This is a genomic window from Marinobacter lutaoensis, assembly GCF_001981305.1.
GTDB classification, from domain to species: domain Bacteria; phylum Pseudomonadota; class Gammaproteobacteria; order Pseudomonadales; family Oleiphilaceae; genus Marinobacter; species Marinobacter lutaoensis.
This window is the reverse complement of the sequence record NZ_MSCW01000007.1, coordinates 280374-303397: the sequence shown is the minus strand read 5'-3', so window position 1 is coordinate 303397 and position 23024 is coordinate 280374. Positions and strand designations below refer to the sequence as shown.

Below are 23024 nucleotides of genomic sequence, written 5' to 3'. Positions count from 1 at the left end.
GGAAATCAAGCCATCGTGTCACCGGAGTTGTGCCCATGACCCTCGCCGAACTTGCCCGACTCGCCGGCGTGTCGAGAACCACCGCCAGCTATGTCATGAACGGACAGGGGGCCGCCCGCCGAATCAAACCGGAGACCATTGAGCGGGTGCTGGCGCTGGCCCGGGCGCACAATTTCCAGGTGGACGCCCAGGCCGCGGCCCTGCGTGGCGGCGCCAGCCGAACCCTGGGCTTCATCCTGCCGGACCTGGAAAACAGCAGCTACGCCCGTCTGGCGAAACTGCTGGAGCAGGGGGCCCGCGCCCAGGGGTACCAGTTGCTGATTGCCGGCTCCGATGACGATCCGGACACCGAGCAGTCCCTGGCCCTGGCCCTGAAAGCGCGCCGCTGCGACGCCCTGATCGTGGCCAGTGCCCTGGCCCAGGACGACCCGTTCTATCCGGGCCTGCAACAGGACGGCCTGCCGGTGATCGCGGTGGACCGCGCCCAGTCGCCGGGGCAAATCCGCTGCGTGGTGAGCGACAACCGCAGTGCGGCTCGGGCCCTGACCGAGTCGGTGCTGACAGTGGATACCGGGACCGTGGCGTGGCTGGATGCGGTGCCCGAAATTGCCATGACCCGCGAACGCCGGGCGGGCTTCCTGGCCGCCACGGCTCAGGCCGGTGTGGTGTCCCGGGTGGACAGCGGGCCCCGCTACAACCGTGCCTCCGGCGCCGCCATGATGCGCCGGCTGCTGCAGCGCCATGGCTTGCCGGATGCTTTGGTCACAGCCTCATTCACGTTGCTGCAGGGGGTGCTGGATGTGCTGCTGGAGCAACCTGGCGGATTGCCTCGGGGGTTGCGCCTGGCCACCTTTGGTGATGACCGCTTGCTGGATTTCTTGCCGCTGGCGGTCAATTCGCTGCCGCAGGATCACGAGGCCATTGCCCGGGCCACTCTGGAGCAGGCGCTGGCGGCGGTGGCGGGCGAGGGGACGGTGGCGACGGTGACCATCAACCGTACGCTGCGCGTGCGCCGGCGCTGAGCTGGACTCGGCGCCGGCCCGCAAACAAAAAGCCCCGGCCGGAGCCGGGGCTTTTTGGGGCCAATGCCCAGGGGTAGGTTTAGAAGTTGTACTGCGCGGCGAACAGCAGGCGGCTGGCGTCGCCGTCGTCACCGTTCTGGGTTTCGCGCTGGCCGTACTGGAGCTCGACGCCCATCATGACGTTCTTGACCGGTGTCCACTGATAGTTGGCCATCAGGGCAGACACAGACTCGGTCTCAGTCGCGGCGAGTGCGCCATCGTCAACGGCGTCGTCCAGATCCACTTCCACCATGCCGTAGCCGATGTTGATGCTGCGACCCCCGCCGAGCTTGATGCCGGCGCCGATGGAGCCGCCGTAGCCGGAGATGGTCTCCAGGTCACCGTTGGCGTCGACATAGGCGCTGTCGGCACCGGAACGGTACAGGTAGCTGTTGGCACCGTCGCTGTAGTTCAGGGTGCCCTGCACGGTGATCATGTCGGTGACGGCCATCTTGGCGGCCACGAAGGTGGCGAAACCGAAGGCGCTGTCGTCGTCGGTGCCGGTGTCATAGCCCAGTTGCTGTACCAGAACGGCCGCCGAGTAGCTCAGGCCGCCGGAGGAATCTTCCAGGCGGGCGGTGAACGCCGGCATTCCGTCTTTAGCCGCACCGCCGGCGTTGGCGATGGAGTTCTGCGGGTCTTCCGCGGAGAAGGACAGGGCTCCGGTGGTGTAACGTACCTGGGCGGTCCGGCTCTGGTAACCGGACAGGCCCGGCAGAGAGTCGAAGTCCAGGGTGGAGGTGTTGCCGACAAAGCTGGTGTAGTTGGACCAGGTCTGACCAGCCAGGACGTTCTGATAGGAGCCGTAGGCGTGACGCAGGCGCAGGTTGCCGCCGCGGAAGTCACCCTCGACGTTCACCATGACCCCCTCGGGGCTGGTGGCCTTGACACCGATACGGCTCTGCACCGCGTCGGCACCGAAATAACCGGTCGGCTCGTCGTCTTCCGCCGCCCCGACATTGATGGCTTCGTAGTTGAACGAGCGGGTTGAGGACGAGACATCTTCGTCGATGTCATAACTGGCGTTCAGGCGCGCGTAGCCGTAGACAGCCATTTCGTAATCGCCGGCGGTAAAGTTGACCGCGCCAGCCTGCCCCGCCATGCCCAGTGCACCGGCGATGGCCGCCGCACGAATAGCCAGTCTCAGTTTGTTATTGCTTTGCATCGTTGTTGTCTCCACACATTTATTGTTGTTGGACCCACCAACAAAGTAGTTACGAATCTGTGACAATTCAAATGAAATCGCCGATTCTTTAGACGAAGGTCTATAGCCACTTTTCGTTGATATACAAACATCTGTGCTACACCTTGGGGCGTGCCGGGCGTAGCGCTTCCCGGGTCGCTGGAAGGCGGTCGTCAGGGGCGGCAGATGTGCTTGCGTGCCGAGTGTCGTATATGATGGGGCGATCCGCGCCCAGGGTGGCTGCGGAACCGGAACAATGCCTGCTATGTTAACGAGTTGAATCCCGCTGAGAGACACGTATGAACAAAGAGCCTGTTACCCGCGAGTTGTTTGATGAAGTCATGGTGCCCAACTATGCCCCCGGCAAGGTGATCCCGGTGCGTGGCGAGGGCTCTCGAATCTGGGACCAGGACGGGCGGGAGTATGTGGACCTCCAGGGCGGGATTGCCGTCACCTGTCTGGGCCACTCCCACCCCGGCCTGATCGGCGCGCTGCAGGAGCAGGCGGAGAAGATCTGGCACCTGTCCAACGTTATGACCAACGAGCCGGCGCTCCGGCTGGCCAAGACCCTGTGCGACCTGACCTTCGCCGAACGGGTGTTTTTCGCCAACTCCGGTGGCGAGGCCAATGAGGCGGCCTTCAAGCTGGCGCGCCGGTATGCCTGGGAGCACTACGGTCCCGACAAGCACGAGATCATCGCCTTCCGCAATGCCTTCCACGGCCGCACCCTGTTCACCGTCAGCGTCGGAGGCCAGCCCAAGTACCTGGAAGGCTTCGAGCCGGCGCCGGCCGGCATCCATCACGCCGAATACAACAACCTGGACTCGGTCCGGGCACTGATTTCGAAGGAGAAGACCTGTGCCGTCGTGGTGGAACCGATCCAGGGCGAGGGCGGGGTGCTGCCCGCCGATCCCGAGTTCCTGAAGGGGCTGCGCCAGCTCTGTGACGAGCACGATGCCCTGCTGGTGTTCGATGAGGTGCAGACCGGCGTTGGCCGTACCGGTCATCTGTACGCCTATGAGATGTACGATGTGGTGCCGGACATCCTGTCCACCGCCAAGGGCCTGGGCGGCGGTTTCCCGGTGGCGGCCATGCTCACCACCGCCAAGGTGGCGGCGAGCCTGGGCGTGGGCACCCACGGCAGCACCTATGGCGGCAACGCCCTGGCCTGTGCCGTGGCGCAGAAGGTGATCGACACCGTCAGCCAGCCGGAGATTCTGAAGGGCGTGAAGACCCGTTCGGAACGGCTGAAGAAGGGCATGATGGCCATTGGCGAGCGCTACGGCGTGTTCAGTGAGGTGCGTGGCGCCGGCCTGCTGCTGGGCTGCGTGCTGACCGAGGCCTGGCAGGGTCGGGCGCGGGATTTCCTCAACGCCGGTCTGGATGAGGGTGTGATGGTGCTGGTGGCCGGGGCCAATGTGGTTCGTCTGGCGCCGTCGCTGATCATCCCTGAACCGGACATCGACGAGGCGCTCGAGCGCTTCGAGGCGGCGGTCAAGAAACTGACGGCCTGACGACCACCGGAGATCGCGTGCGGTCACGGCGGTGCGCGATCACGACCGGCGGAGGGAACGACTCGACGATATGAAGGGATGACTATGTGGCTAGTCCGTCCGGCACGACCGGATGATTTGCAATCGATTCTCGAGATTGCCGGAGCCCAGGGCGCACGACTGTCCTCCACGCTGCCCAAGCAGGAGGAGGCCCTGGCCCGGAAAATCGAACACTCGCAGGCGTCGTTCGCCGGGGCCAACGACCCGGAGCTTCCGCCCCGGTTTCTGTTCGTGCTGGAAGATACCCGGACCGGCACCCTGCACGGTACCGCCGGTATCGACAGCCGGGCCGGCAACGGCCAGCCGTTCTACAACTACCGGCGGGACGCCCTGATTCACGCTTCCCACGAGCTGGGGATCTCGCGCCGGGTCGAGGTGTTGTACCCCAGTCATGGCCTGACCGACCGCACCCTGCTGTGCTCTTTCACGACCCGCCCGGAGCGGGTGGGCACGGAAGCGTTCGAGCTGCTGTCCCGGGCGCGGATGCTGTTTATTGCCGAACATCGGTCCTGGTTTGGCAGCCGCATGGTGGTGGAGATTCAGGGCGTACAGCACGAAAACGGCCGGGTGCCGTTCTGGGACAGCCTCGGTCGCCACTTCTTCAACATGGATTTCCAGGCGGCGGACCAGTACTCCAGCCTGCTGAGCAAAACCTTCATCGCCGAGCTGATGCCGCCGAATCCCATCTACGTGACCCTGTTGTCGCCGGAAGCGCAGGCGGCCCTGGGTCAGCCACACCGCCTGACCGTCCCGAATCTGGAACTGCTTCAGCGGGAAGGTTTCCAGGCCGGCAACTACCTCGATATTTTCGACGCCGGTCCGGTGCTGGAGGCACGCACCGATACCCTGCGCACCCTGGTGACCAGCCACCGCAAGACCCTGCATGGCAGCCACGACGACTCCGGCGAGACCTGCCTGATCGCTGGGGGCGAGGGCAGCGGGTTTCGCTGTACCCTGGCCCGGGCGACGGACACCCTGGAAGGGGATGTCCGGGTGCCGGTGGAAACCTGGCACCTGCTGGAAAAGAGCGCCGGCGACACCGTAAGGATGGCACCGCTATGACCCGAAACCGAAACACGGAGGGCCGCCGATGCTGGTGATACGGCCCCTGCAGCAAGGCGATTTGGACGATCTCTACGCCATGGCACTCAACGCCGGCAAGGGTCTGACCACCCTGCCGGCGGACCGGGATCTGCTCCAGCGCAAGATTGACCTGGCCCAGGATACTTTCAACCAGCGGTGCGAGCCGGAGGCCGGGTTGTACCTGTTTGCCCTGGAGGACACCGAGGTCGGTCGCACGGTGGGCATCAGCGGCATCCAAGCGCGGGTGGGGCTGGACGAGGTGTTCTACAACTACCGTCTGAGCCTTACGGTGAACGCGTCCCGGGAATTGGGGGTGCATGTGCGCACGCCCACGCTGCAGCTGTCCAATGACATGACCGACACCAGCGAGATTTGCTCGCTGCTGCTGGCCAGCGACTACAAGGGCGGCGGCAACGGCCTGTTGCTGTCCCGCTGCCGCTTTATGTATCTGGACGAGTTCCGCAAGCACTTTTCGGACAAGGTGTTCGCGGAGATGCGGGGCGTTTCCGACGCGCAGGGGCGCAGTCCCCTGTGGGATGCCCTGGGCAGCAAGTTTTTTGACATGGAGTTCGGTGAGGCGGACCGGCTGTCGGGGCTGGGTAACAAATCCTTCATCGCCGAGCTGATGCCGAAGTATCCGATCTATCTGTCGATGCTGCCGGAGTCGGCCCGGGCGGTCATCGGCCAGGTGCACGAGAACACCCGGCCGGCGCTCAGGATGCTGCAGGCGGAGGGCTTCAACTTCAATGGCCTAGTGGACATCTTCGATGGCGGCCCGGTGGTCGAGGCCTTCGTACACAACATCCGCACCGTGCGCGAGAGCGTGACCCGGTATGTTCTGGTCACCCAGAAACCGGTCCCCCTGGAGGTGCCGCCGGCGGAACGGGTAATGGTATCCAACCGCTCGTTCCAGGACTTTCGTGTCACCACCCTGCCGACCCCCTGTGTCGGCACGGAGACCGTCCGCATGTCGCCGGCCGTGGCTGAGGTGCTGGGGGTCGAGTCCGGCGACTCGGTGCGCGTGGCGCCCCTGAAGGAGGGCGGCCGCTGGCCGGGCCCCGCCGGCAGGGACGGTGAACAGGAACATGAGACAAGACCCGGCAGGGTCCGCAGGCACCGCAGCCACTCTTCGTGGGGCTGAGGCGTGGACAACCGGAAATTTCAGTACCGGGAAGGAGTAAACCATGACGAACCTGACAGGTGAGATTTACATCGACGGGCTGTGGCTGATGGGGCACGGCACGTCTTTTGATTCATTGCAGCCGGTGACCGGCGACATTGTTTGGGAGGGGGCCGGCGCCAGCCTGGAAGATGTGGATGCGGCGGTGCGGGAGGCCCGCAAGGCGTTTCTGGCGTGGCGCCGGCGCGGCTTTGCCGAGCGGCAGGCTGTGGTGGAAGCGTTCCGGGATCAGCTGGAGGCCAACAAGGAAGCCCTGGCGCACCAGATTGGCCTGGAAACCGGCAAGCCGCTGTGGGAGTCGCGCACGGAAGTGGCGGCCATGATCGGCAAGATCGGCATTTCCATCGAGGCCTACCACAAGCGCACCGGCTACTCGGAATCGGAGGTGGCGGGTGGCCAGGCGGTGCTGCGGCACCGGCCCCACGGCGTGGTGGCGGTGTTTGGCCCCTACAACTTCCCCGGCCATCTGCCGAACGGCCATATCGTACCGGCGTTGCTGGCCGGCAATACCGTGGTGTTCAAACCCAGTGAGCTGACCCCCGGGGTCGCGGAGATGACGGTCCGGCTGTGGCAGAAAGCCGGGGTGCCGGACGGGGTGATCAACCTGGTCCAGGGCGGTAGCGATACCGGCAAGTGCCTGGCCAGCCATCCCCTGATTGACGGCCTGTTCTTCACCGGCAGCTCCACCGTGGGCCACCTGCTGCACCAGCAGTTCGGGGGCCAGCCTGAGAAGATTCTGGCTCTGGAAATGGGGGGCAACAACCCGCTGATCGTTCAGGATGTGTCCGATCTCGACGGGGCAGTGCACCATGCCATTCAGTCCGCCTTCCTGTCGGCGGGGCAGCGCTGCACCTGTGCCCGGCGCCTGCTGGTGCCCAAGGGGCGCAAGGGCGACCAGTTCGTGGAGCGGCTGGTGGCGGTGGCCAGCCGTATTCAGGTCGGCGCCTTCGACGACGAGCCCCAACCGTTTATGGGCTCGGTGATCTCGCCCAAGGCCGCAGAGCAGCTGCTGGCCGCCCAGGCGAACCTGCTGTCGCTGGGCGCGCGCTCCCTGCTGGAAATGAAGCAGCTGAAGCCGAACACCGGCCTGCTGTCACCGGGCATCGTGGACGGTACCGGTGCCGAGCTGCCGGACGAGGAGTATTTCGGACCGCTGCTCACGGTGTATCGCTACAAGAGCTTCGACGACGCCCTGGCGCTGGCCAACCAGACGCGCTTCGGCTTGTCGGCCGGCCTGCTGTCCGACGACCGCAAACTGTTCGACCGGCTGGTGGAGGAAGTTCGCGCCGGCGTGGTCAACTGGAACCGGCCGCTGACCGGCGCCAGCAGCGCCGCGCCTTTCGGCGGAGTGGGGGCCAGCGGCAACCATCGTCCCAGCGCCTACTACGCGGCGGACTATTGCGCCTGGCCCATGGCCTCCCTGGAAGCACCCAAGAGCGAGGTGCCCGAATCCCTGGCGCCGGGGCTGAACTTTGACTGACAGGACGGAAACCATGAGCCAACACGCGGTGGAAGCGAACTTTGACGGCCTGGTCGGGCCGACCCACAATTACGCGGGCCTGTCCTGGGGTAATGTGGCCTCCAAGGCCAACGTGCATGCCGTCTCCAATCCCCGGGAGGCGGCCCTTCAGGGGCTGGCGAAGATGAAGCGGCTGGCGGACCGGGGCTACGCCCAGGGTATCCTGCCCCCCCACGAGCGGCCGCATCTGCCAACCCTGCGCCGGCTTGGTTACGCCGGCACCGACACCGATATCCTGGCGAAGGTCGCGCGGGAAGCGCCGGCGCTGCTGGCGGCGGTTTCTTCCGCCTCGGCCATGTGGACCGCCAACGCGGCCACGGTGTCCCCCAGTGCCGATACCTCAGACGGCCGGGTTCATTTCACACCGGCCAACCTGAGCGCCAAGTTCCACCGTGCCATCGAGCACGAGGTCACCGGCCGGTCGCTCCGGGCGATCTTCGCGGACGAGCGGTATTTCGCCCATCATCCGGCGTTGCCATCGGTTGCTCACTTTGGTGACGAGGGGGCGGCCAACCACACCCGTCTGTGTGCCGGTTACGGGGCGCCGGGGGTGGAGTTGTTCGTGTATGGCCGGGTGGCCTTCAACGAGGATGCCCCGGCGCCGACGCGTTTCCCGGCCCGGCAGACTCTTGAGGCCTCCCAGGCGATCGCCCGGCTGCATGGCCTGGCGGACGCACACCGGGTCTTCGCCCAACAGAACCCAGCCGCCATTGACGCGGGGGTGTTCCACAACGACGTGATCGCGGTTGGCAACGGCAACACCCTGTTCTACCACGAGCTGGCATTCCTGGACGAGGCGCGGACCCTGGCCGATATCCGTGCCCGCCTGACCGGGACCGAGCTGCACGCGATCCGGGTGGACGCCGCCGAGGTGCCGATCGAGGATGCGGTAGCCTCTTACCTGTTCAACAGTCAGCTGCTGGAGGCTCCGGGGGGCATGTTGCTGGCGGTGCCCGGCGAGTGCCGGGAGGTGGCCTCGGTGAGCCGGTATCTGGACCGGCTGGTGGCTTCCGGTGGCCCGATCCAGGCGGTGGAGGTGTTCGACGTTAAGCAGTCCATGAAAAACGGCGGCGGGCCCGCTTGTTTGCGGTTGAGGGTGGTGCTGACGGACGAGGAACGGCAGGCGGTCAATCCGGGGGCTTGGCTCACCGATGCGCTGTACGCGAAGCTCACTGCCTGGGTAGAGCGGCACTACCGCGACCGCCTGAGCCAGGATGATCTGGCCGATCCGAAGCTCCTGGACGAGGTGCGCACGGCTCTGGACGAGCTCACCGGCCTTCTGGGGCTGGGGTCGATCTACGACTTCCAGCGCTGACACCGGCCGTGCGCCTTCAGGCCCGGATGGACGACGTCAGCATGTCCATGGTGTGACGGATGAGGGTGTCCGCGGGAAAGTCGTGGGCGCCCTCGGCCATTTCTGCTTGGCACAGCAGGATCACGCCGTGCAGGGCGCCGCGCAGATACAGGGCGGTCTGGAACGGGTCCCGGATGCGCTCGCGGCTGAGCGTGCCATCCTCCAGACCCTGCCGGATGGCCCCCACCATCAGGTCCATCAGGGCCGCCTTTGAACACAACATGTCCTTGGCCTGGCGTTCATCCGCTTCCGCCATCGCCGTTGAGGCCTTGGTGAGGGCGGAGAAATAGTCCGGCTGCTCCAGATAGAAGCGGTAATAGGCTTCCCCCATGGCTCGGATCTGGGCCAGACCGTCCTGCTCTGTATCCCGTGCCTGCTCGAAACGCGCCACCAGGCTTTGCCCGGCGCGCAGCATGATGCCGCGCTGGATCGCGGCCTTGTCCTTGAAGTAGACGTAGAGCAGGGCCCGACTCAGGCTGGCGGTCCGGGCGATGTCGTCCATCGACGTGCGGTCGTAGCCTTTCTCCGAAAACACCTGCTCGGCGGCATCCAGGATGGCGTCGTAACGGGCTTGGCGTTCTCGTTCCCTACGTGATTTCAAGGCGTTGCTCATAGGCAGTGTCCGTTTGCTTGGCCATGGTCGGAATGATACCCGACTCTGCCGGAAAACCGGTGATTGATAAAGTGTCAAAGAATGACATGATGTATTGAAATGGTCCAGGTTTGGGCCGGGGCCGGAGGCGCCGTGCGTCCGGAAGGCGCATGCGGAGGGGGGCACTCGAATGGGAAGCGACGTTATGACAACACTGCGTATTTTTGTGGTTCCCCTGCTGGCGACGAGCCTGGCACTGGCGGGGTGCAAGACCGGCGAGGTGGACGCCGGCAGTCAGGCGCCGGCGGTGTCCGTGCGGGTGGCGGAGGTGACCGCCGCCGATACCCAGGGTGTGCCGCTGCGATTTTCCGGCATCGTCCGGGCTTCCCAGCGTGCCACGCTGACGTTTCAGGTCAGTGGCACCCTGAAGGCCAGGGCGGTGGAGCTGGGGCAGGGGGTTGCCGCGGGCGAGGTCCTGGCCCGGGTCTACAACCCCGCGCTGGAGCCGGCCCGGGATTCCGCCCGGGCCCGTCTGGATGAATTGACCGCCCAATATGAGCAGGCCGGGCGTGAGTGGGAGCGGGCCAGCCGGTTGCATCAGCGGGGCGTGGTGTCCGAGCAGAACCTGGAACAGATCGCGGCCCGTCGGGATGCCCTGAAGGCGAGTGTGGCGACGGCCGAGGCTGCGCTCGCGGAGGCGTCCCGACGGTTGGAGGAAAGTGCCCTGCGGGCCCCGTTCGCGGGGCGAGTCGAGGCCCTGCTGGTGGAAAAAGGGGAGTTCGTGGCGGCGGGCCAGCCGGTGATGCGGCTGTCGTCGCCGGCGGGTCAGGAGGTGGAAATCCGGGTGCCGGCGTACCTTCTGGAACAGATCCGGCTTGGGCAGTCGGTACCGGTGTGGCCGGTTCAGGACCGGTCGTTGCCGCCGGTGACCGGGGCGGTGGTGGAAATTGCCCAGGCCAGCGCCATTCGGGGGGAGCTGCATCCGGTGCTGGTGCGTCTGCCGGAGGCGGCACTGTCGTCCGGCCAGCCGGTCGAGGTCGGGATCCGTCCCCGGTACCGGGGCGCGCTGACGGTGCCCTTGCTGGCGGTGGTCCGGGACGTGGACGGCACCCGAGTGTTTCGGGTGCGGGGGCGACGGGCGGAACGGGTGCCGGTTGCGGTGGAACGGGTGGTCGGCGAGCGGGTGGTGGTTCGGTCTGAGACATTGCAGGCCGGTGATCGGGTGGTGTACGCCGGCATGACCCGGCTGGTGGACGGCGATGCCGTGGAGGTGCGGTGATGACCGGGCTGCTGCTCCGCTACCAGCGGTTGCTTGGCATGGTGGTGCTGATGCTCTGCCTGCTGGGGGTCGCCGCTTATGGCACCATGCCGCGCCAGGAGGATCCGTCGTTTCCCTATCGGGCCGGGATGATCACCGTGACCTACCCCGGGGCCAGTGCCGAGTCGGTGGAGCGTCTGGTGCTGCGCCCGCTGGCGGATGAACTCCGGCAGGTGGAGGAGGTGGAATACACCCAGGGCACGGCCCGTAATGGGGTAGCGCTGGTCAGGCTGCGCCTGCAGGATGCCATCTACGATACCGATCCGGCCTGGGACCGCGTTCGTCAGGCCATGGAGCGGGCCCGCCTGGACTTTCCGGACGAGGTCGGGCGGATGTCCCTGGACGATCGCCTGATCGATATCCCCACCATCGTGTTGGCGGTATCCGGTTCGCCCTCGGTCACGGAGCTGACGGCGGTGGCCGAGCGCCTGAAGCAGAACCTGGCGGACCTCCCGGGACTGTCCCGCATCGAGCTGGACGGCGATGCCGACGAGCAGATCACCCTGGCGCTGGACGATGCCGCGCTTTACCGCCTCGGGCTGTCGCCGTCGGTGGTCCTGGAAACCCTGGCCCGGCGCAACCGGACCCTTCCCGGTGGGTTCGTGGTGGTGGCCGGGCGCCGGGTGTCGGTGCTGCCCAACAGCGAGTTCGCCGATATCGAGGCGATCCGGGCCACGCCGATCGAGCTGCCTGACGGCTCCCAGGTGCCCCTGGCCGCGCTCGCGGAAGTTTGGCGAGGTCCTGCCGAGCCCCGTCAGCCGGAAACCTGGTTCGACGGCGAGCGGGTGGTGCTGGTGTCACTGATCATGGAGGAGGGCCGCACCGATGCCATCCGTTTGGGCGAGCGGGTGCGTGAGCGGGTGGCCCAGCTTCGGGACGACTTCGCGCCCTATCAGATCCGGGAGATGTTTTTCCAGCCGGACAAGGTCAAGGCGCGCCTCGACAACCTGGCCTGGAGCCTGGTGTTGTCGGTCCTGATCATTATCGCGGTAGTCTTCACCGGCATGGGCCTGCGGATGGGCGTGCTGGTCGCCTCGATCTTGCCGATGGTGGCCCTGATCAGCATCGGCCTGTACGACCTGGGCGGCGGTGTGCTGCATCAGGTGGCGGTGATCGGCCTGGTGATTTCTCTGGGGATTCTGATCGACAACGCCATTGTCGTCGTCGAGAGTATTCAGGGCGGGTTGGACCGGGGCCTGCGTCGCCTGGATGCCCTGCGCCAGGCGGTGGGCGATCTGGCGGGGCCGCTGGGGGCCTCCACCGGCACCACTCTGGCGGCGTTTGCACCGATGCTGCTGTCCAAGGGGGGAGCGGCGGATTTCACCCGGGGGGTGCCCGTGATGATCATGCTGACCCTGTCGGTCAGCTACCTGCTGGCGATTTCCGCCGTCCCCCTGCTGGCAGCGCGTTTTCTCAAGCCCCGTGGTCATGCCCAGCGGGACCGCCTGACCGGTCTGGCCCGGGTGCTGGGGCGCTTGGTGGCCGGCCGGCCCCGACAGCTGATTCTGCTGGGCGGTCTGTTGGTGGTGATCAGCGTCGGCCTGTTGCCCCTGACCCACCAGCAGTTCTTTCCGAACGCGGACCGCCCCCGGGTGATCGTGGAACTGTATATGCCGGAGGGGACGGACCAGGCGCGGACGTCCGAGGCGGCGGCCCGCTTGGAACGGATGATCCGGAGTCAACCCCGGGCCCTGGAAGTCCACCGGTTTGTCGGCTTCGCCGGGCCGGCCTTCTATTACAACCTCCAGCGTGCCCCCCAGGCTCCGAACCGGGCCCGCCTGGTGGTGCGTACGCCCACCCTGGCCGATACCCCGGACATGGTGCGTTGGATCCGACACCATGTGCGCGAAGACATGCCGGAGCTGGATGTGACGGTGGGCATTTTGGGGCAGGGGCCGCCCCGCGCCGCGCCGGTGGAGATCCGGGTGTACCACGCCGAGGAATCGGCCCGGCGTCAGGCGGTGGAGCAGGTGTTCGCCAGCCTTCGTTCGGTCGAGGGCACGGTCGATGTGCGCCACGATCTGGACCTCGGGGTCCCCAGCCTGTCGATCGAGGTGGACGATGCCTCTGCTGCCCGTTATGGCCTGACCCGGGCCGATGTTGCCCGGAGCCTGTACGGACAGAGTTTCGGCGTGGTGGCGGAGCGTTACCGCCAGGAGGACGATCCGATCCCGTTGGTGCTCCGGTCCCGGGAGGGCACCGCGTTGCCCCTGTCCCGGCTGCTGTCCGTGAATATCTACAACGCCCGGGGCGATGCGGTGCCCCTGTCGGCGGTGGCGACCGTGACGACCCGCTGGGAACCGGCCGCGATCTACCTGCGTGACGGCGTGCGGATGAATACCGTGACCGCCAACCTGCGCCCGGGGTACAGCTTCAGCCAAGCCCTGGACGGTCTCCGGGCCGGACTGGAGCGTCAACCACTGCCGGCCGGCACCCGGCTGGAGATGGGCGGGGACGCGGAAGGCTCCGGCGACGCCAACGGCGCTCTGCTCACGGCCGCACCTGTCGGCGGTCTGTTGCTGCTGTTTTTCCTGCTGCTCCAGTTCAACTCGTTCCGGCGCGTCGGCATCATCCTGCTGACGGTGCCCCTGGCTGCGGTGGGTATTTTCCCCGGCTTGGTGCTGTCCGGATCGCCCTTCGGCTTCCAATCGCTGCTGGGGGTGATCGCCCTGGTGGGCATCGTGGTGAATAACGCGATCGTGCTGCTGGATGTGATGGATCGGGAATTGGCGCGGGGAGCCCCCATCCGTGAGGCGGTACGGCGGTCGGTGGAACAGCGGACCCGGCCGATCCTTCTCACCACCGCCACCACCGTGGCGGGGCTGTTGCCGTTGGCGTTCTCCAGCAGCACGCTGTGGCCGCCGATGGCCTGGGCCATCATTTCCGGATTGCTGGCTTCCACGGTACTGACGCTGCTGGTGATTCCGGCGGTGTGCGTGCAGTGGATCCGGTCGCCGGTGGCCGCACCGGAGAATGCGCCGGCCTGAGCGGTATCGCTCAGTCGCGGGCGCGGATCATCAGGCCGGCGCGCTGGCCGACCGGCACCTCGCGGTTGGGGAAGACGATGGCCTCCGGCCGTTCACCCACGCGATAGCAGGTATCGGGGTCGTCCCAGATCACGGTACCGGGCGCGTATTCGGTGAAGTTGGCGACGTCGTCTGGAATGTGCAGCTGGAAGCCCTCGCCGGTGTTCAGGATCTCGTGGACCACCTCGAACACGGTCAGGGTTCGCGCCGGCCGGGGCGCCGGAGCTCCCCGGAAACGCCGGCGCAGGGCATCCCGGATACCGGTGAACCGGCCCAGATCGTTCTGGCCGAAGGGCCGGACCTTGCCCAGTTCGATGGTGAAGCTTTCCGCCCCGAGCTCGGAGGCGGAGAAGGATGAGAAGGTCGTGCCTTCCTTGTGCTGGAGCAGAAGGGTTTCCACCTCGGCTTCCAGCAGGAAGTCGCACTGTGCCGATGGCACCTGGCGACCGGATACGAAGGGGTAGAGCGCGAATTTCTCCCGATGGGAGGGCCGGATGGCGGTGTGCAGGTCGTAGTGGCTCAGGGCCAGACCGCTGTGGGTGCGGGCAAACGCCCGGCAGTGATCTTCCAGAGCCCGGGCCCGGGCGGCTTCCGGCCGCCCCTGATAGTCAGCACGGCGGTGGGCGCCGTGGAACAGCCGGTTCATGTTGACATCGACGAAGCGCGTGCCCGCCACCATGGCCGCCGGGTTGCCCAGAATCAGCAGCAGTGGACAGGCCAGCGACCCGTGCCCCTCCAGCAGTTCCTCCAGCAGGCCGTTGAGGACTTCAATGGGCGCGGTTTCGTTGCCATGGACGCCGGCGGAAACGATCAGGGCCTCCTGATTGGCGTTGGCCTCGGCCCGGGCCGGTGTCAGCTCCAGCACGCCCAGGGCGCGGCGCCGTATCCGGCTGCCGTCCGGCAGCCGACCTTCGGTTTCTGGCAGGGTATCCCCGGCGTGGGCCAGAGTATGTTCCAGCCAGTCGCCTTGGTTCCCGAACAGTTGTTGCCGCAGCGCCATGGCCGTTATGACCCCACCGGTCGCTGGTGGCGCAGCAGGTAGCGCTCGAGCCGGCGGAAGGCGTATACCAGCGTGAAGGTCAGCGTCATGTACAGCAGCGCCACGAAGATGAAGGCTTCGAAGGGCGCGTAAAAGCGCGAGTAGATGTTGCGAGCGGCGCCGGTCAGGTCCACGATGGTGACCACGCTGGCGATGGCGCTGGAGTGCAGCATGAAGATCACTTCGTTGGAGTAGGCCTGGACCGCACGGCGTGCGGCGCTGGGCAGTACAATCCGGCGCATCCGCAACCACCAGTTCATGCCGTAGGCCTTGGCTGCCTCGATTTCGCCATGGGGCGTGGAGACGATGGCTCCCCGGATGATCTCGGTGGTGTAGGCGCAGGTGTTGAGCGCGAACGCCAGCAGCGCCGGGTAGAAGGGCTCACGGAAGATTTCCCACCAGAAGGTGTCCTGGATGCCGGGAATCTGGGCGATGCCGTAGTAGATGATGTACAGCTGGATCAGCAGCGGTGTGCCCCGGAACAGGTAAGTGTAGAGCCAGACCGGGCCGGAAATGAATGTGTTGCGGGAGGTCCGGAGAATGGCCAGGGGCACCGCGAACAGCAGCCCGATGATCAGGGACAGGAACACCAGTTGGATGGTGTTGACCAGACCGTCCCAGTACTCCAGGAGGGTCATGGTGGTGAAGATTTCGTTCTGGTCCAGCCATTGGGTAATGAATTCGGGCATGGCTTAGCTCCCCTGGACCACGCCGACGTTGGCGCGCTTGTCGAGCCACTTGATGAACAGTTCCGAACCGGCGGTGAGGGCCAGGTAGACTGCCGCCACGGGCACGAAGAAATGGAACGGCATGCGTTCGGCCTTGGCGGCTTCCTCGGCGACGCGGACCATGTCGGTCAGGCCGATGATGGAGACCAGGGCCGTCGTTTTCAGCAGAACCTGCCAGTTGTTGCCGATGCCGGGCAGGGCGTGGCGCAGCATCTGTGGGAACATGATGCGGCGGAAGGTGTGCCAGCGGGTAAAGCCGTAGGCCCGGGCCGCCTCGATCTGCCCCGTTTCCACCGCCAGGAAGGCGCCACGGAAGGTTTCGGTCATATAGGCACCGAAGATGAGTCCCATGGTCACCACGCCCGAGATGAACGGGTCGAACTGGAAGAAGAAGTCGATTTCATAGGTTTCCCAGAGGTAGTCCGAGATTGCGTTGACGCCGACCTGGCCGCCGTAATAGAACAGCAGCATCATCACCAGGTCGGGGATGCCGCGTATCACGGTGGTGTAGAAGGTGGCGATGCCCTGAGCCACCCGGTTGCCGGAGAGCTTGGACGACGCGCCGATCAGCCCCAGGGTGAGGGCGAGGGCCAGCGACAGGAACGCCAGTTCAACGGTGACCACTGCCCCGCTCAGCAACTCCGGGCCATAGCCTTTGAGGTCAAACATGGGGGAATTCCGCTAGAACGAACGGGGGCGACCGGTATGGTCGCCCCTGGTGGCAAGTTTAGATCTTGATGTCGTAGCTGAAGTATTTCTTCATGATGGCGTCGTAGGTGCCATCTTCCTTCAGTTTCTTCAGGGCGGCGTTGACCTGCTCGGCCAGGTCCTTGTCGCGCTGACGCATGGCCACGCCGACGCCTTCGCCCAGTTTCACGGGCTCGCCCACTTCCTTGAAGCCGTCCTTGCTCAGGATGGTCTGCTCACCCACCGGATAGTCCACGAAGACCACGTCCAGACGGCGGCCTTCCAGATCCAGGACCATGTCGTCGGCGGTGGTGTAGCGCTTGATGGTGACGATGCCGGACATGTTCTCGGTGACGTAGGTGTCCATGGTGGTGCCGCGCTGCACGCCCACCACCTTGCCTTTCATCGCCTCCATGTCGGTGACGTCGGTGTCGAAGTCGTTACGGGCAAACCAGCCGCCCGGCGTGATGTAGTAGGGGTCGGAGAACAGGACACGTTCGGCCCGCTCGGGGGTGATGGACATGGAGGACATGATGGCGTCGTACTTGCGGGCCACCAGTCCGGGAATCATGCCGTCCCAGGCCTGGATCACGAATTCGCACTCGGCCTGGATTTCCTTGCACATGGCGTCGGCCAGTTCGACCTCAAAGCCGGTCAGCTCGCCATTTTCGTCCTTGTACTCGAACGGTTCGTAGGGCACGTCGAAGGCAATGCGGATCTCCTTCCAGTCCTTGGCGTGGACAGTTCCCGCGGCCACGGCCAGGGCACAGCTTGCTGCAACAATCAGTTTCTTCATGTGTCACTTCTCCAGTGGTTTGCCGTTTTTGGCTTATTTTTTTGGATGTTGTAATTCCAACACGGATTCAAGATAGCACCGAGTGTCAGAACTTTGGAGCCAGGAACTGTTTCATGCGTTCCGAGTCCGGGTTATCGAACACTTTCTGCGGTGTACCCTGTTCCTCGATCACGCCCTGATGCAAAAACAGGACCTGAGTTGACACATCCCTTGCAAATGCCATCTCGTGGGTGACCACGATCATGGTCCGGCCCTCTTCCGCCAGGCTTTGCATCACCTTCAGCACCTCGCCCACCAGCTCCGGGTCGAGCGCCGAGGTGGGTTCGTCGAACAGCATCACTTCCGGCTCCATGGCCAGGGCCCTGGCAATGGCCGCGCGCTGCTGCTGACCGCCGGACATCTGGGCCGGGTAGTAGTCCTTGCGCTCGTAGATGCCGACTTTCTGAAGGTAGGCCTCGGCCCGTTCGATGGCCTCCTTGCGGGGTACGCCGAGCACGTGGATCGGCGCTTCGATGATGTTCTCCAGCACGGTCATGTGGGACCAGAGGTTGAAGCCCTGGAACACCATGGACAGCTTGGCGCGGATCTGTTCCACCTGCCGGTTGTCGGCGGGGACCCGTTCTCCCTTGCGGTTCTCGGTGAACCGGATTGGGTCGCCGTGCACAATAATGTCGCCGGAGGTCGGGGTTTCCAGAAGGTTGATGCAGCGCAGGAAGGTGCTCTTGCCTGAGCCGGAACTGCCGATCAGCGAGACCACATCTCCTTTGCGTGTCTCCAGGGAAACTCCCTTGAGCACTTCGAGCTTGTCGTAGGTTTTATGAATATCCCTGCAGATCAAGGGCGCTTGGTCCGCCATGGGTGACTCCTGAGCGTTCGTTCAAAGGCGCAAGTTTTACGGACTGTGGCGGCGGAAATCAATACCCGTGTGCTCCGGCGTGCCGGTGGCGGGCGTCACCGGCGCCCGGATGACCGGGTCTCCCTGCTGCTCCATTTCCTTCAATGCCTGGCTGACGAAACGGACGTGGCTGGTGGCGATCCGGCGGGCTGCCGCCGGTTTCGAGGATACCACAGCGTGGAACAGCTGGCGGTGCTGGCGCTCGATGGTCTTGCGCATCTCGGTCCGTGGGTTGAGGTTCGACACCGCCGCCTGGACGGTGAGCAGCATCATGTTCTTGAGGCCACTGAGGACATGCACCAGCACCGGATTGTGGGAAGCCTCGACGATGGTCTGGTGGAAGCCGTGGTCCGGCGTGGCGTTGCTCAGCGGATCGGTGCCTTCCAGGGCCCGGTAGGCCTTGGTGATCAGGTGCCGGTCCAGGGGCGTGGCGCGCTGGGCCGCGAGGAAGGCGGCCTGGCCCTCCAGCTGTTCCCGCACTTCCAGCAGGTCGTAGAGGGTTCGGGGGTGGCCCTCGTACAGTTGCACCAGGGGGCTCTGTACGTCGAATTCACCGGAACCCGGCACCAGGCTGGTGACAAAGGAGCCCTTGCCGTGCCGGGTTTCGATCACGCCGCGCCCCTGCAGCTCGTGCAGGGCTTCCCGGAGGATGGCTCGGGATACGCCGAGGCGGCTCGCGAGCTGTCGTTCCGAGGGGATTTTCTGGCCCGGCGCCAGTCCGCCATCGAGGATCAGGCGCTCCAGCCGGTAGGAGATTTCCCGGGATATTGCCATGGGCTTGTCCGTTTCCGGATCGTGGTCTGACCAGTTGTCATTGTCGTGTCGTTGTCTTGGTCACGGAACGCCGTGGCTGGCGAACGCCAAGGCCTTCTAACTATGGCCGATTTCCGCTACGGCGTCCATTTTCGCGACTGGAAAAACTGGTCTGACCAGTGGGCCCCTGGCTGGACTAATCGGTTGCCGCCGACGAAGATTTTCCTGATGTCGGCGATGATCCTCGATGCCGGCCCTGACGCGAATAACAACAACGCCAACGGAGACGTCTTTGATGAACGCATACAACAAGAACGCAGACACACGGGGCGACGCCGAGACCCGGCCGCGTCGCCGGTTCCTCAAGTCCGCGGCCGCGGGGGCGGCGCTGGCGGGTGCCCTGATGCTGGGGGCCGGGCAGGCGCAGGCGGCCACCACCTGGAAGATCCAATCGGTGTGGGATGCCGGCACGGTAGGCTATGACCTGTTCGAGGAGTGGTGCAACAGCATCAAGGACAAGTCCAACGGCGAGCTGATTTTCAAGCCTTATCCGGCCAAGGCGGTGGCGGCCGACAACAACGCCCTGTTCGATGCCGTGCGTAACGGCGTGCTGCAGGGCATGAATCCGTTCACTCTGTACTGGTCCGGCAAGATTCCAGCTTCGGTGTTCCTGTCTTCCTATCCGGCCGGTCCGGACCAGCCGCACCAGTGGGACACCATGTTCTACGCCCTGGGAATGCTGGAGAAGACCCGGGAGATCTACAAGAAGTACGGTCTGTTCTATGTCGGGCCGATCCAGCACGACGCCAACATCATCCACTCGAAAAAGCCGGTCAACAGTCTGGAGGATCTCAAGGGCATGAAGATCCGGGTGCCCGGAGGCATGGTGGCGGAAGTGTTCCAGCAGTTTGGCGTGTCCACCGTCAGCTTACCGGGTTCGGATATTTTCCCGGCGCTGGAGAAGGGCACCATCGACGCGGCGGACTATGTCGGCCCGGCGGTGAACTACGAGCTGGGCTTTTCCCAGGTGACCGACTACATCATTTTCGGCCCGCCCGGGGTGATGTCCATCTACCAGCCGGTGGACCTGATGGACCTGACCGTGAACCTGCGGGCCTGGAACGCACTGGATCCGAAGCTGCAGCAGTTGGTCGAGGACGAGGTGCGTAACTATTCCCAGAAGCACTACCTGACCATCCAGAAGCGCAACATCGAGGCCATGGAGAAATTCAAGGCGGACGGTGACACCGTCACCCGTCTGAGCCAGGAGGACCTCCGTGAGTTTCGCCGGGCTGCGATCCCCATCTGGTACAACTGGGCCAACAAGAACGAGGACGCCAAGGCGATCTTCGATCTGCAGCTCAAGTACATGATGAACGAGACCGTCGGCTACGTGACCGAGGAAGACCTGGAAGCGGCCAAGAAGCGGATGTGACCCCATCAGCCAAACAATAACCATGCGGCGGGGAAGGGCAGGGAACGTCACGGTGACGGCGCTCTCTCCCTTCCCCGCGCTATGACTGGGATGCAGACACAATGTCGGATCTGAGCAATTTCGGCTTTGTCATGCCGCACTGGTTCTACTGGGGCTGGCTGGCGGTGATGCCGCTGATCATGATGGCCTGGGACCGCTGGTCCACCCGGCGGGGCGTCAAGGCCATCGACAGGAACGCGCTGGCGAACGAGAAGCTCCAGCAGATCGAAGCGGAAATTTCCAAGACCATCGAGGCGAATTATGAGAACCGTTTGACCCGGGCGATCGACTGGATCAGCGAGAAGTCCGGGGTGTTCATCTCGTTCTGGACCGTCAACGCGGTGGTGTTCTATTTCTTCGAGGTGGTCATGCGCTACCTGTTCAACATGCCCACCATCTGGGTGCATGAGGCCAGTTTCCTGCTGTTCGGGATGCAATACCTGCTGGCGGGTGCGTTCGCCCTGCTGCACGGCGCCCATGTGCGGGTAGACGTGCTCTACAATTTGCTGCCGGTGCGTGGCCGGATCGGTATGGACATCTTCACGTCCATGTTTTTCTTCATGTTCGCCCTGGCCCTGGTGATCACCTCCTGGACCTTTTTCGAGAATTCCTACGCCATGGATGAGCGCACGGTGGAAACCTGGGGCATTCAGTACTGGCCGGTGAAGGCGATGATGCTGCTGGGGGCGGTGCTGATCACCCTCGCGGGGCTGTCCAAACTGATCAAGGACGTGGCTCTGTTCGTTCGGCTCGGTCGGGAGGGACAGGTATGAACGCACCCGTGCAAACCCGTGCCGCCCGGGGACTCTATGGCCGGCTCGGCACCTGGCTGATGATCGTCGCCACCGTGGCGCTGGCGTTCGTCATGTGTGTCGAGATCATCAATATCCTGTTCTACGACCCGTTCAGTGACGAACGCTTCCTGTTCCGCCTGGCCGGCAGCCTGTCGGACGTGTCCATCGGCCCGCTCACCTATCTGATGTTCGGGTCTTTGCTGGTGGCGCTGATGATGGGGCTCCCCCTGGCCTTTGTGACCGGTGGCCTGGGCGTGGTGTTCATCTATCTGGTCGGGGATTCGCTGATGCTGAATATCATCCCCAGCCGGATTTTCCCGATGATGACCAATTCCGACCTGGCGGCGATTCCCCTGTTCATTTTCATGGCGGCCATGCTGGAACGGGCGGGGCTGATCGAGGAAATGTTCAACGTCGTCTACAAATGGATGGGCGGTGTCGGTGGCGGGCTGGCGATTGCGACCATCATTGCCTCCACCATCCTCGCGGCCATGGTCGGGGTGATCGGCGCGGCGGTGGTGACCATGGGGATCATTGCCCTGCCGGCCATGCTCAAACGGGGGTACGACCACAAGATTGCACTGGGCTCGATCATGGCCGGCGGGACTCTGGGGATCCTGATTCCGCCGTCCATTCTGGCCATTCTTTACGCGGTGGTGGCACAGCAGTCGGTGGGTGAGCTCTATCTGGGCTCGGTGGTGCCGGGACTGATCCTGTCCGGTCTGTACGTGCTCTATGTCTGGGTGCGCGCCAAGATCAACCCGGACCTCGGTCCCCCGATCCCGGAAGAAGACCGCATCGGTTTCAAGGACAAGGTGCTGCTGCTCAAGGACCTGCTGGCCCCCCTGGTGCTGGTGTTTCTGGTGCTGGGGCTGCTGTTCGGTGGCATTGCCACACCGGTGGAGGCGGCCGGCATCGGCTCCTTCGGCGCCATTCTGGTGGCGATGAAGCATAAGGTCTTCACCATCGCCACCCTGCGGGATGCTTCGGTGACCACCGCCAAGGCCTCGGCCATGGTGTTGTGGATCATGTTCGGCGCCTCCGTGTTCGTGGGGTTCTACATCCTCCAGGGAGGGCAGGATTTCATCACTGAATCCATCCTGGGCACCGGCCTGCCGGCCTACGGTATCCTGTTCCTGCTGATGGTGCTGCTGGTGGTTCTCGGAATGTTCCTGGACTGGGTGGGGATCCTGCTGCTGGCGGTGCCCATTTTCATTCCCATCGTCGAGGCGCTGGAGTTCCCGGGGCTGTTTGGCCTGCCCGGAGTACCCGGCGAGGATGTGGTGCTGTGGTTCGGCGTGCTGTACCTGGTGAACATGCAAATGTCCTTCCTGAGCCCGCCGTTTGGCTATGCCCTGTTCTACATCCGGGGGGTATGCCCGCCGGAGATCACCATGGGCACCATTTTCAAGTCGTCCCTGGTGTTCCTGGCGATCCAGGCCCTGGGGCTGTTCATCTGTATCCTGATACCGAGCGTGGTGACTTGGTTACCCAATCTCGTGTATGGCTGATTCGAGGAGTAAGACAACCATGATGACCATCAACCGGCTGGACCTGGCCGATGCCCGGCTGCTGATCGAGGGGGCCGCGCACAAGGCCCGGGAAATCGGCGTGCCCATGTGCATTGCCGTGGTGGACGAGTCCGGCACCCTGATTGCCTTCGAGCGCATGGACGGAGGCAAGGTCACCAGCGTGACCATTGCCCAGGACAAGGCGTACACTGCGGCGGCCGCACGCAAGGCCACGCACGAATACAACGCGGTGAATGTGCCGGGCAGCCTCACCTTTGGCATTCACACCGAGGTGGGCGGTCGGCTCAGCTCGGTGGGCGGTGGTCTGCCGGTGGTGGTCAACGGCGAGGTGGTGGGGGGGATCGGGCTCAGTTCCGGTACGCCCCAGCAGGACATGGAATGTGCCCAGGCTGGGATCGACCACTTCTTGGCCCGGCGGCCGCAAGGCTGAACGCAACCCCGACACGGATCCTTCGAG

At 64.7% G+C, this 23024-nt stretch carries 20 protein-coding genes; 12 read left to right on the top strand and 8 right to left on the bottom strand.

The features are described from left to right. Positions 1-35 precede the first annotated feature (35 nt). Positions 36-1022, top strand: a complete 987-nt coding sequence (cra, locus tag BTO32_RS11000; RefSeq protein WP_076724686.1) for a catabolite repressor/activator — start codon at positions 36-38, stop codon at positions 1020-1022. A gap of 79 nt (positions 1023-1101) precedes the next feature. Here cra and BTO32_RS10995 read toward each other — a convergent pair whose 3' ends face one another. Next, positions 1102-2226: a DcaP family trimeric outer membrane transporter gene (locus BTO32_RS10995; protein WP_076724685.1), complete on the bottom strand. Its 1125-nt coding sequence runs from the start codon at positions 2224-2226 to the stop codon at positions 1102-1104. Between the two features lie 317 nt (positions 2227-2543). Between BTO32_RS10995 and BTO32_RS10990 the strand changes: the two genes are divergently transcribed. The 5 genes from BTO32_RS10990 to astB all read left to right on the top strand — a co-directional run bounded on the left by BTO32_RS10990 (position 2544) and on the right by astB (position 8894). Continuing rightward, positions 2544-3758, top strand: coding sequence for an aspartate aminotransferase family protein (locus BTO32_RS10990; protein WP_076724684.1), 1215 nt, complete (start codon positions 2544-2546; stop codon positions 3756-3758). 84 nt (positions 3759-3842) lie between these two features. Next, positions 3843-4859 (top strand): arginine N-succinyltransferase, encoded by a 1017-nt coding sequence (locus BTO32_RS10985; RefSeq protein WP_076724683.1) that lies wholly within the window; start codon positions 3843-3845, stop codon positions 4857-4859. Between the two features lie 28 nt (positions 4860-4887). Beyond that, on the top strand, positions 4888-6021 hold the full coding sequence (gene astA / locus BTO32_RS10980; protein WP_076724682.1) for an arginine N-succinyltransferase: 1134 nt from the start codon (positions 4888-4890) through the stop codon (positions 6019-6021). 43 nt (positions 6022-6064) lie between these two features. Continuing rightward, a complete protein-coding gene (astD, locus tag BTO32_RS10975) occupies positions 6065-7540 on the top strand; it encodes a succinylglutamate-semialdehyde dehydrogenase (protein ID WP_076724681.1) in 1476 nt (491 codons plus the stop codon). A 13-nt stretch (positions 7541-7553) separates the two neighbouring features. After that, the gene (astB, locus tag BTO32_RS10970; RefSeq protein WP_076724680.1) at positions 7554-8894 is read left to right on the top strand and encodes an N-succinylarginine dihydrolase; all 1341 of its coding nucleotides are present in this window, start codon (positions 7554-7556) and stop codon (positions 8892-8894) included. Positions 8895-8910: 16 nt separating this feature from the next. Here the strand turns inward: astB and BTO32_RS10965 are convergent, their stop codons facing one another. Further along, positions 8911-9546 carry a TetR/AcrR family transcriptional regulator gene (locus BTO32_RS10965; RefSeq protein ID WP_076724679.1) on the bottom strand — a complete coding sequence of 212 codons (636 nt, stop codon included), beginning with the start codon at positions 9544-9546 and terminating at the stop codon, positions 8911-8913. Positions 9547-9730: 184 nt separating this feature from the next. Here BTO32_RS10965 and BTO32_RS10960 point away from each other — a divergent pair, with 184 nt between their 5' ends. Then, the gene (locus BTO32_RS10960) at positions 9731-10804 is read left to right on the top strand and encodes an efflux RND transporter periplasmic adaptor subunit (protein WP_076724678.1); all 1074 of its coding nucleotides are present in this window, start codon (positions 9731-9733) and stop codon (positions 10802-10804) included. Next, positions 10804-13830 carry an efflux RND transporter permease subunit gene (locus tag BTO32_RS10955; RefSeq protein WP_076724677.1) on the top strand — a complete coding sequence of 1009 codons (3027 nt, stop codon included), beginning with the start codon at positions 10804-10806 and terminating at the stop codon, positions 13828-13830. The genes BTO32_RS10960 and BTO32_RS10955 overlap by 1 nt, the downstream gene beginning before the upstream one ends. Positions 13831-13840: 10 nt before the next feature. Here the strand turns inward: BTO32_RS10955 and astE are convergent, their stop codons facing one another. The 6 genes from astE to BTO32_RS10925 all read right to left on the bottom strand — a co-directional run bounded on the left by astE (position 13841) and on the right by BTO32_RS10925 (position 18788). After that, on the bottom strand, positions 13841-14869 hold the full coding sequence (gene astE, locus BTO32_RS10950; RefSeq protein WP_076724676.1) for a succinylglutamate desuccinylase: 1029 nt from the start codon (positions 14867-14869) through the stop codon (positions 13841-13843). Positions 14870-14874: 5 nt separating this feature from the next. Beyond that, positions 14875-15597 carry an ABC transporter permease gene (locus BTO32_RS10945; RefSeq protein WP_076724675.1) on the bottom strand — a complete coding sequence of 241 codons (723 nt, stop codon included), beginning with the start codon at positions 15595-15597 and terminating at the stop codon, positions 14875-14877. A gap of 3 nt (positions 15598-15600) precedes the next feature. Continuing rightward, positions 15601-16305: an ABC transporter permease gene (locus BTO32_RS10940; RefSeq protein WP_076724674.1), complete on the bottom strand. Its 705-nt coding sequence runs from the start codon at positions 16303-16305 to the stop codon at positions 15601-15603. A gap of 58 nt (positions 16306-16363) precedes the next feature. After that, entirely contained in the window at positions 16364-17119 is a 756-nt protein-coding gene (locus BTO32_RS10935) for a transporter substrate-binding domain-containing protein (RefSeq protein WP_076724673.1), read from the bottom strand. An 85-nt stretch (positions 17120-17204) separates the two neighbouring features. Beyond that, on the bottom strand, positions 17205-17975 hold the full coding sequence (locus BTO32_RS10930; protein ID WP_076724672.1) for an ABC transporter ATP-binding protein: 771 nt from the start codon (positions 17973-17975) through the stop codon (positions 17205-17207). Between the two features lie 36 nt (positions 17976-18011). Continuing rightward, positions 18012-18788: an FCD domain-containing protein gene (locus BTO32_RS10925; protein WP_076724671.1), complete on the bottom strand. Its 777-nt coding sequence runs from the start codon at positions 18786-18788 to the stop codon at positions 18012-18014. Between the two features lie 274 nt (positions 18789-19062). Between BTO32_RS10925 and dctP the strand changes: the two genes are divergently transcribed. The 4 genes from dctP (at position 19063) to BTO32_RS10905 (ending at position 22997) form a co-directional block, all read left to right on the top strand. Next, the gene (gene dctP / locus BTO32_RS10920; protein ID WP_076724670.1) at positions 19063-20202 is read left to right on the top strand and encodes a TRAP transporter substrate-binding protein DctP; all 1140 of its coding nucleotides are present in this window, start codon (positions 19063-19065) and stop codon (positions 20200-20202) included. Between the two features lie 101 nt (positions 20203-20303). Next, positions 20304-21014: a TRAP transporter small permease subunit gene (locus BTO32_RS10915; RefSeq protein ID WP_076724669.1), complete on the top strand. Its 711-nt coding sequence runs from the start codon at positions 20304-20306 to the stop codon at positions 21012-21014. Further along, positions 21011-22546 (top strand): TRAP transporter large permease, encoded by a 1536-nt coding sequence (locus tag BTO32_RS10910; protein ID WP_076724668.1) that lies wholly within the window; start codon positions 21011-21013, stop codon positions 22544-22546. Before BTO32_RS10915 ends, BTO32_RS10910 begins: the two co-directional genes overlap by 4 nt. 19 nt (positions 22547-22565) lie before the next feature. Beyond that, the gene (locus tag BTO32_RS10905; protein WP_076724667.1) at positions 22566-22997 is read left to right on the top strand and encodes a GlcG/HbpS family heme-binding protein; all 432 of its coding nucleotides are present in this window, start codon (positions 22566-22568) and stop codon (positions 22995-22997) included. The last annotated feature ends 27 nt before the right edge of the window (positions 22998-23024 follow it).

What these genes read in the sequence shown, in the direction of transcription:
- cra (WP_076724686.1), top strand. Translation starts at nt 36, where the DNA reads ATGACCCTCGCCGAACTTGCCCGACTCGCCGGCGTGTCGAGAACCACC.
- BTO32_RS10995 (WP_076724685.1), bottom strand. Translation starts at nt 2,226, where the DNA reads ATGCAAAGCAATAACAAACTGAGACTGGCTATTCGTGCGGCGGCCATC.
- BTO32_RS10990 (WP_076724684.1), top strand. Translation starts at nt 2,544, where the DNA reads ATGAACAAAGAGCCTGTTACCCGCGAGTTGTTTGATGAAGTCATGGTG.
- BTO32_RS10985 (WP_076724683.1), top strand. Translation starts at nt 3,843, where the DNA reads ATGTGGCTAGTCCGTCCGGCACGACCGGATGATTTGCAATCGATTCTC.
- astA (WP_076724682.1), top strand. Translation starts at nt 4,888, where the DNA reads ATGCTGGTGATACGGCCCCTGCAGCAAGGCGATTTGGACGATCTCTAC.
- astD (WP_076724681.1), top strand. Translation starts at nt 6,065, where the DNA reads ATGACGAACCTGACAGGTGAGATTTACATCGACGGGCTGTGGCTGATG.
- astB (WP_076724680.1), top strand. Translation starts at nt 7,554, where the DNA reads ATGAGCCAACACGCGGTGGAAGCGAACTTTGACGGCCTGGTCGGGCCG.
- BTO32_RS10965 (WP_076724679.1), bottom strand. Translation starts at nt 9,546, where the DNA reads ATGAGCAACGCCTTGAAATCACGTAGGGAACGAGAACGCCAAGCCCGT.
- BTO32_RS10960 (WP_076724678.1), top strand. Translation starts at nt 9,731, where the DNA reads ATGACAACACTGCGTATTTTTGTGGTTCCCCTGCTGGCGACGAGCCTG.
- BTO32_RS10955 (WP_076724677.1), top strand. Translation starts at nt 10,804, where the DNA reads ATGACCGGGCTGCTGCTCCGCTACCAGCGGTTGCTTGGCATGGTGGTG.
- astE (WP_076724676.1), bottom strand. Translation starts at nt 14,869, where the DNA reads ATGGCGCTGCGGCAACAACTGTTCGGGAACCAAGGCGACTGGCTGGAA.
- BTO32_RS10945 (WP_076724675.1), bottom strand. Translation starts at nt 15,597, where the DNA reads ATGCCCGAATTCATTACCCAATGGCTGGACCAGAACGAAATCTTCACC.
- BTO32_RS10940 (WP_076724674.1), bottom strand. Translation starts at nt 16,305, where the DNA reads ATGTTTGACCTCAAAGGCTATGGCCCGGAGTTGCTGAGCGGGGCAGTG.
- BTO32_RS10935 (WP_076724673.1), bottom strand. Translation starts at nt 17,119, where the DNA reads ATGAAGAAACTGATTGTTGCAGCAAGCTGTGCCCTGGCCGTGGCCGCG.
- BTO32_RS10930 (WP_076724672.1), bottom strand. Translation starts at nt 17,975, where the DNA reads ATGGCGGACCAAGCGCCCTTGATCTGCAGGGATATTCATAAAACCTAC.
- BTO32_RS10925 (WP_076724671.1), bottom strand. Translation starts at nt 18,788, where the DNA reads ATGGCAATATCCCGGGAAATCTCCTACCGGCTGGAGCGCCTGATCCTC.
- dctP (WP_076724670.1), top strand. Translation starts at nt 19,063, where the DNA reads ATGAACGCATACAACAAGAACGCAGACACACGGGGCGACGCCGAGACC.
- BTO32_RS10915 (WP_076724669.1), top strand. Translation starts at nt 20,304, where the DNA reads ATGTCGGATCTGAGCAATTTCGGCTTTGTCATGCCGCACTGGTTCTAC.
- BTO32_RS10910 (WP_076724668.1), top strand. Translation starts at nt 21,011, where the DNA reads ATGAACGCACCCGTGCAAACCCGTGCCGCCCGGGGACTCTATGGCCGG.
- BTO32_RS10905 (WP_076724667.1), top strand. Translation starts at nt 22,566, where the DNA reads ATGATGACCATCAACCGGCTGGACCTGGCCGATGCCCGGCTGCTGATC.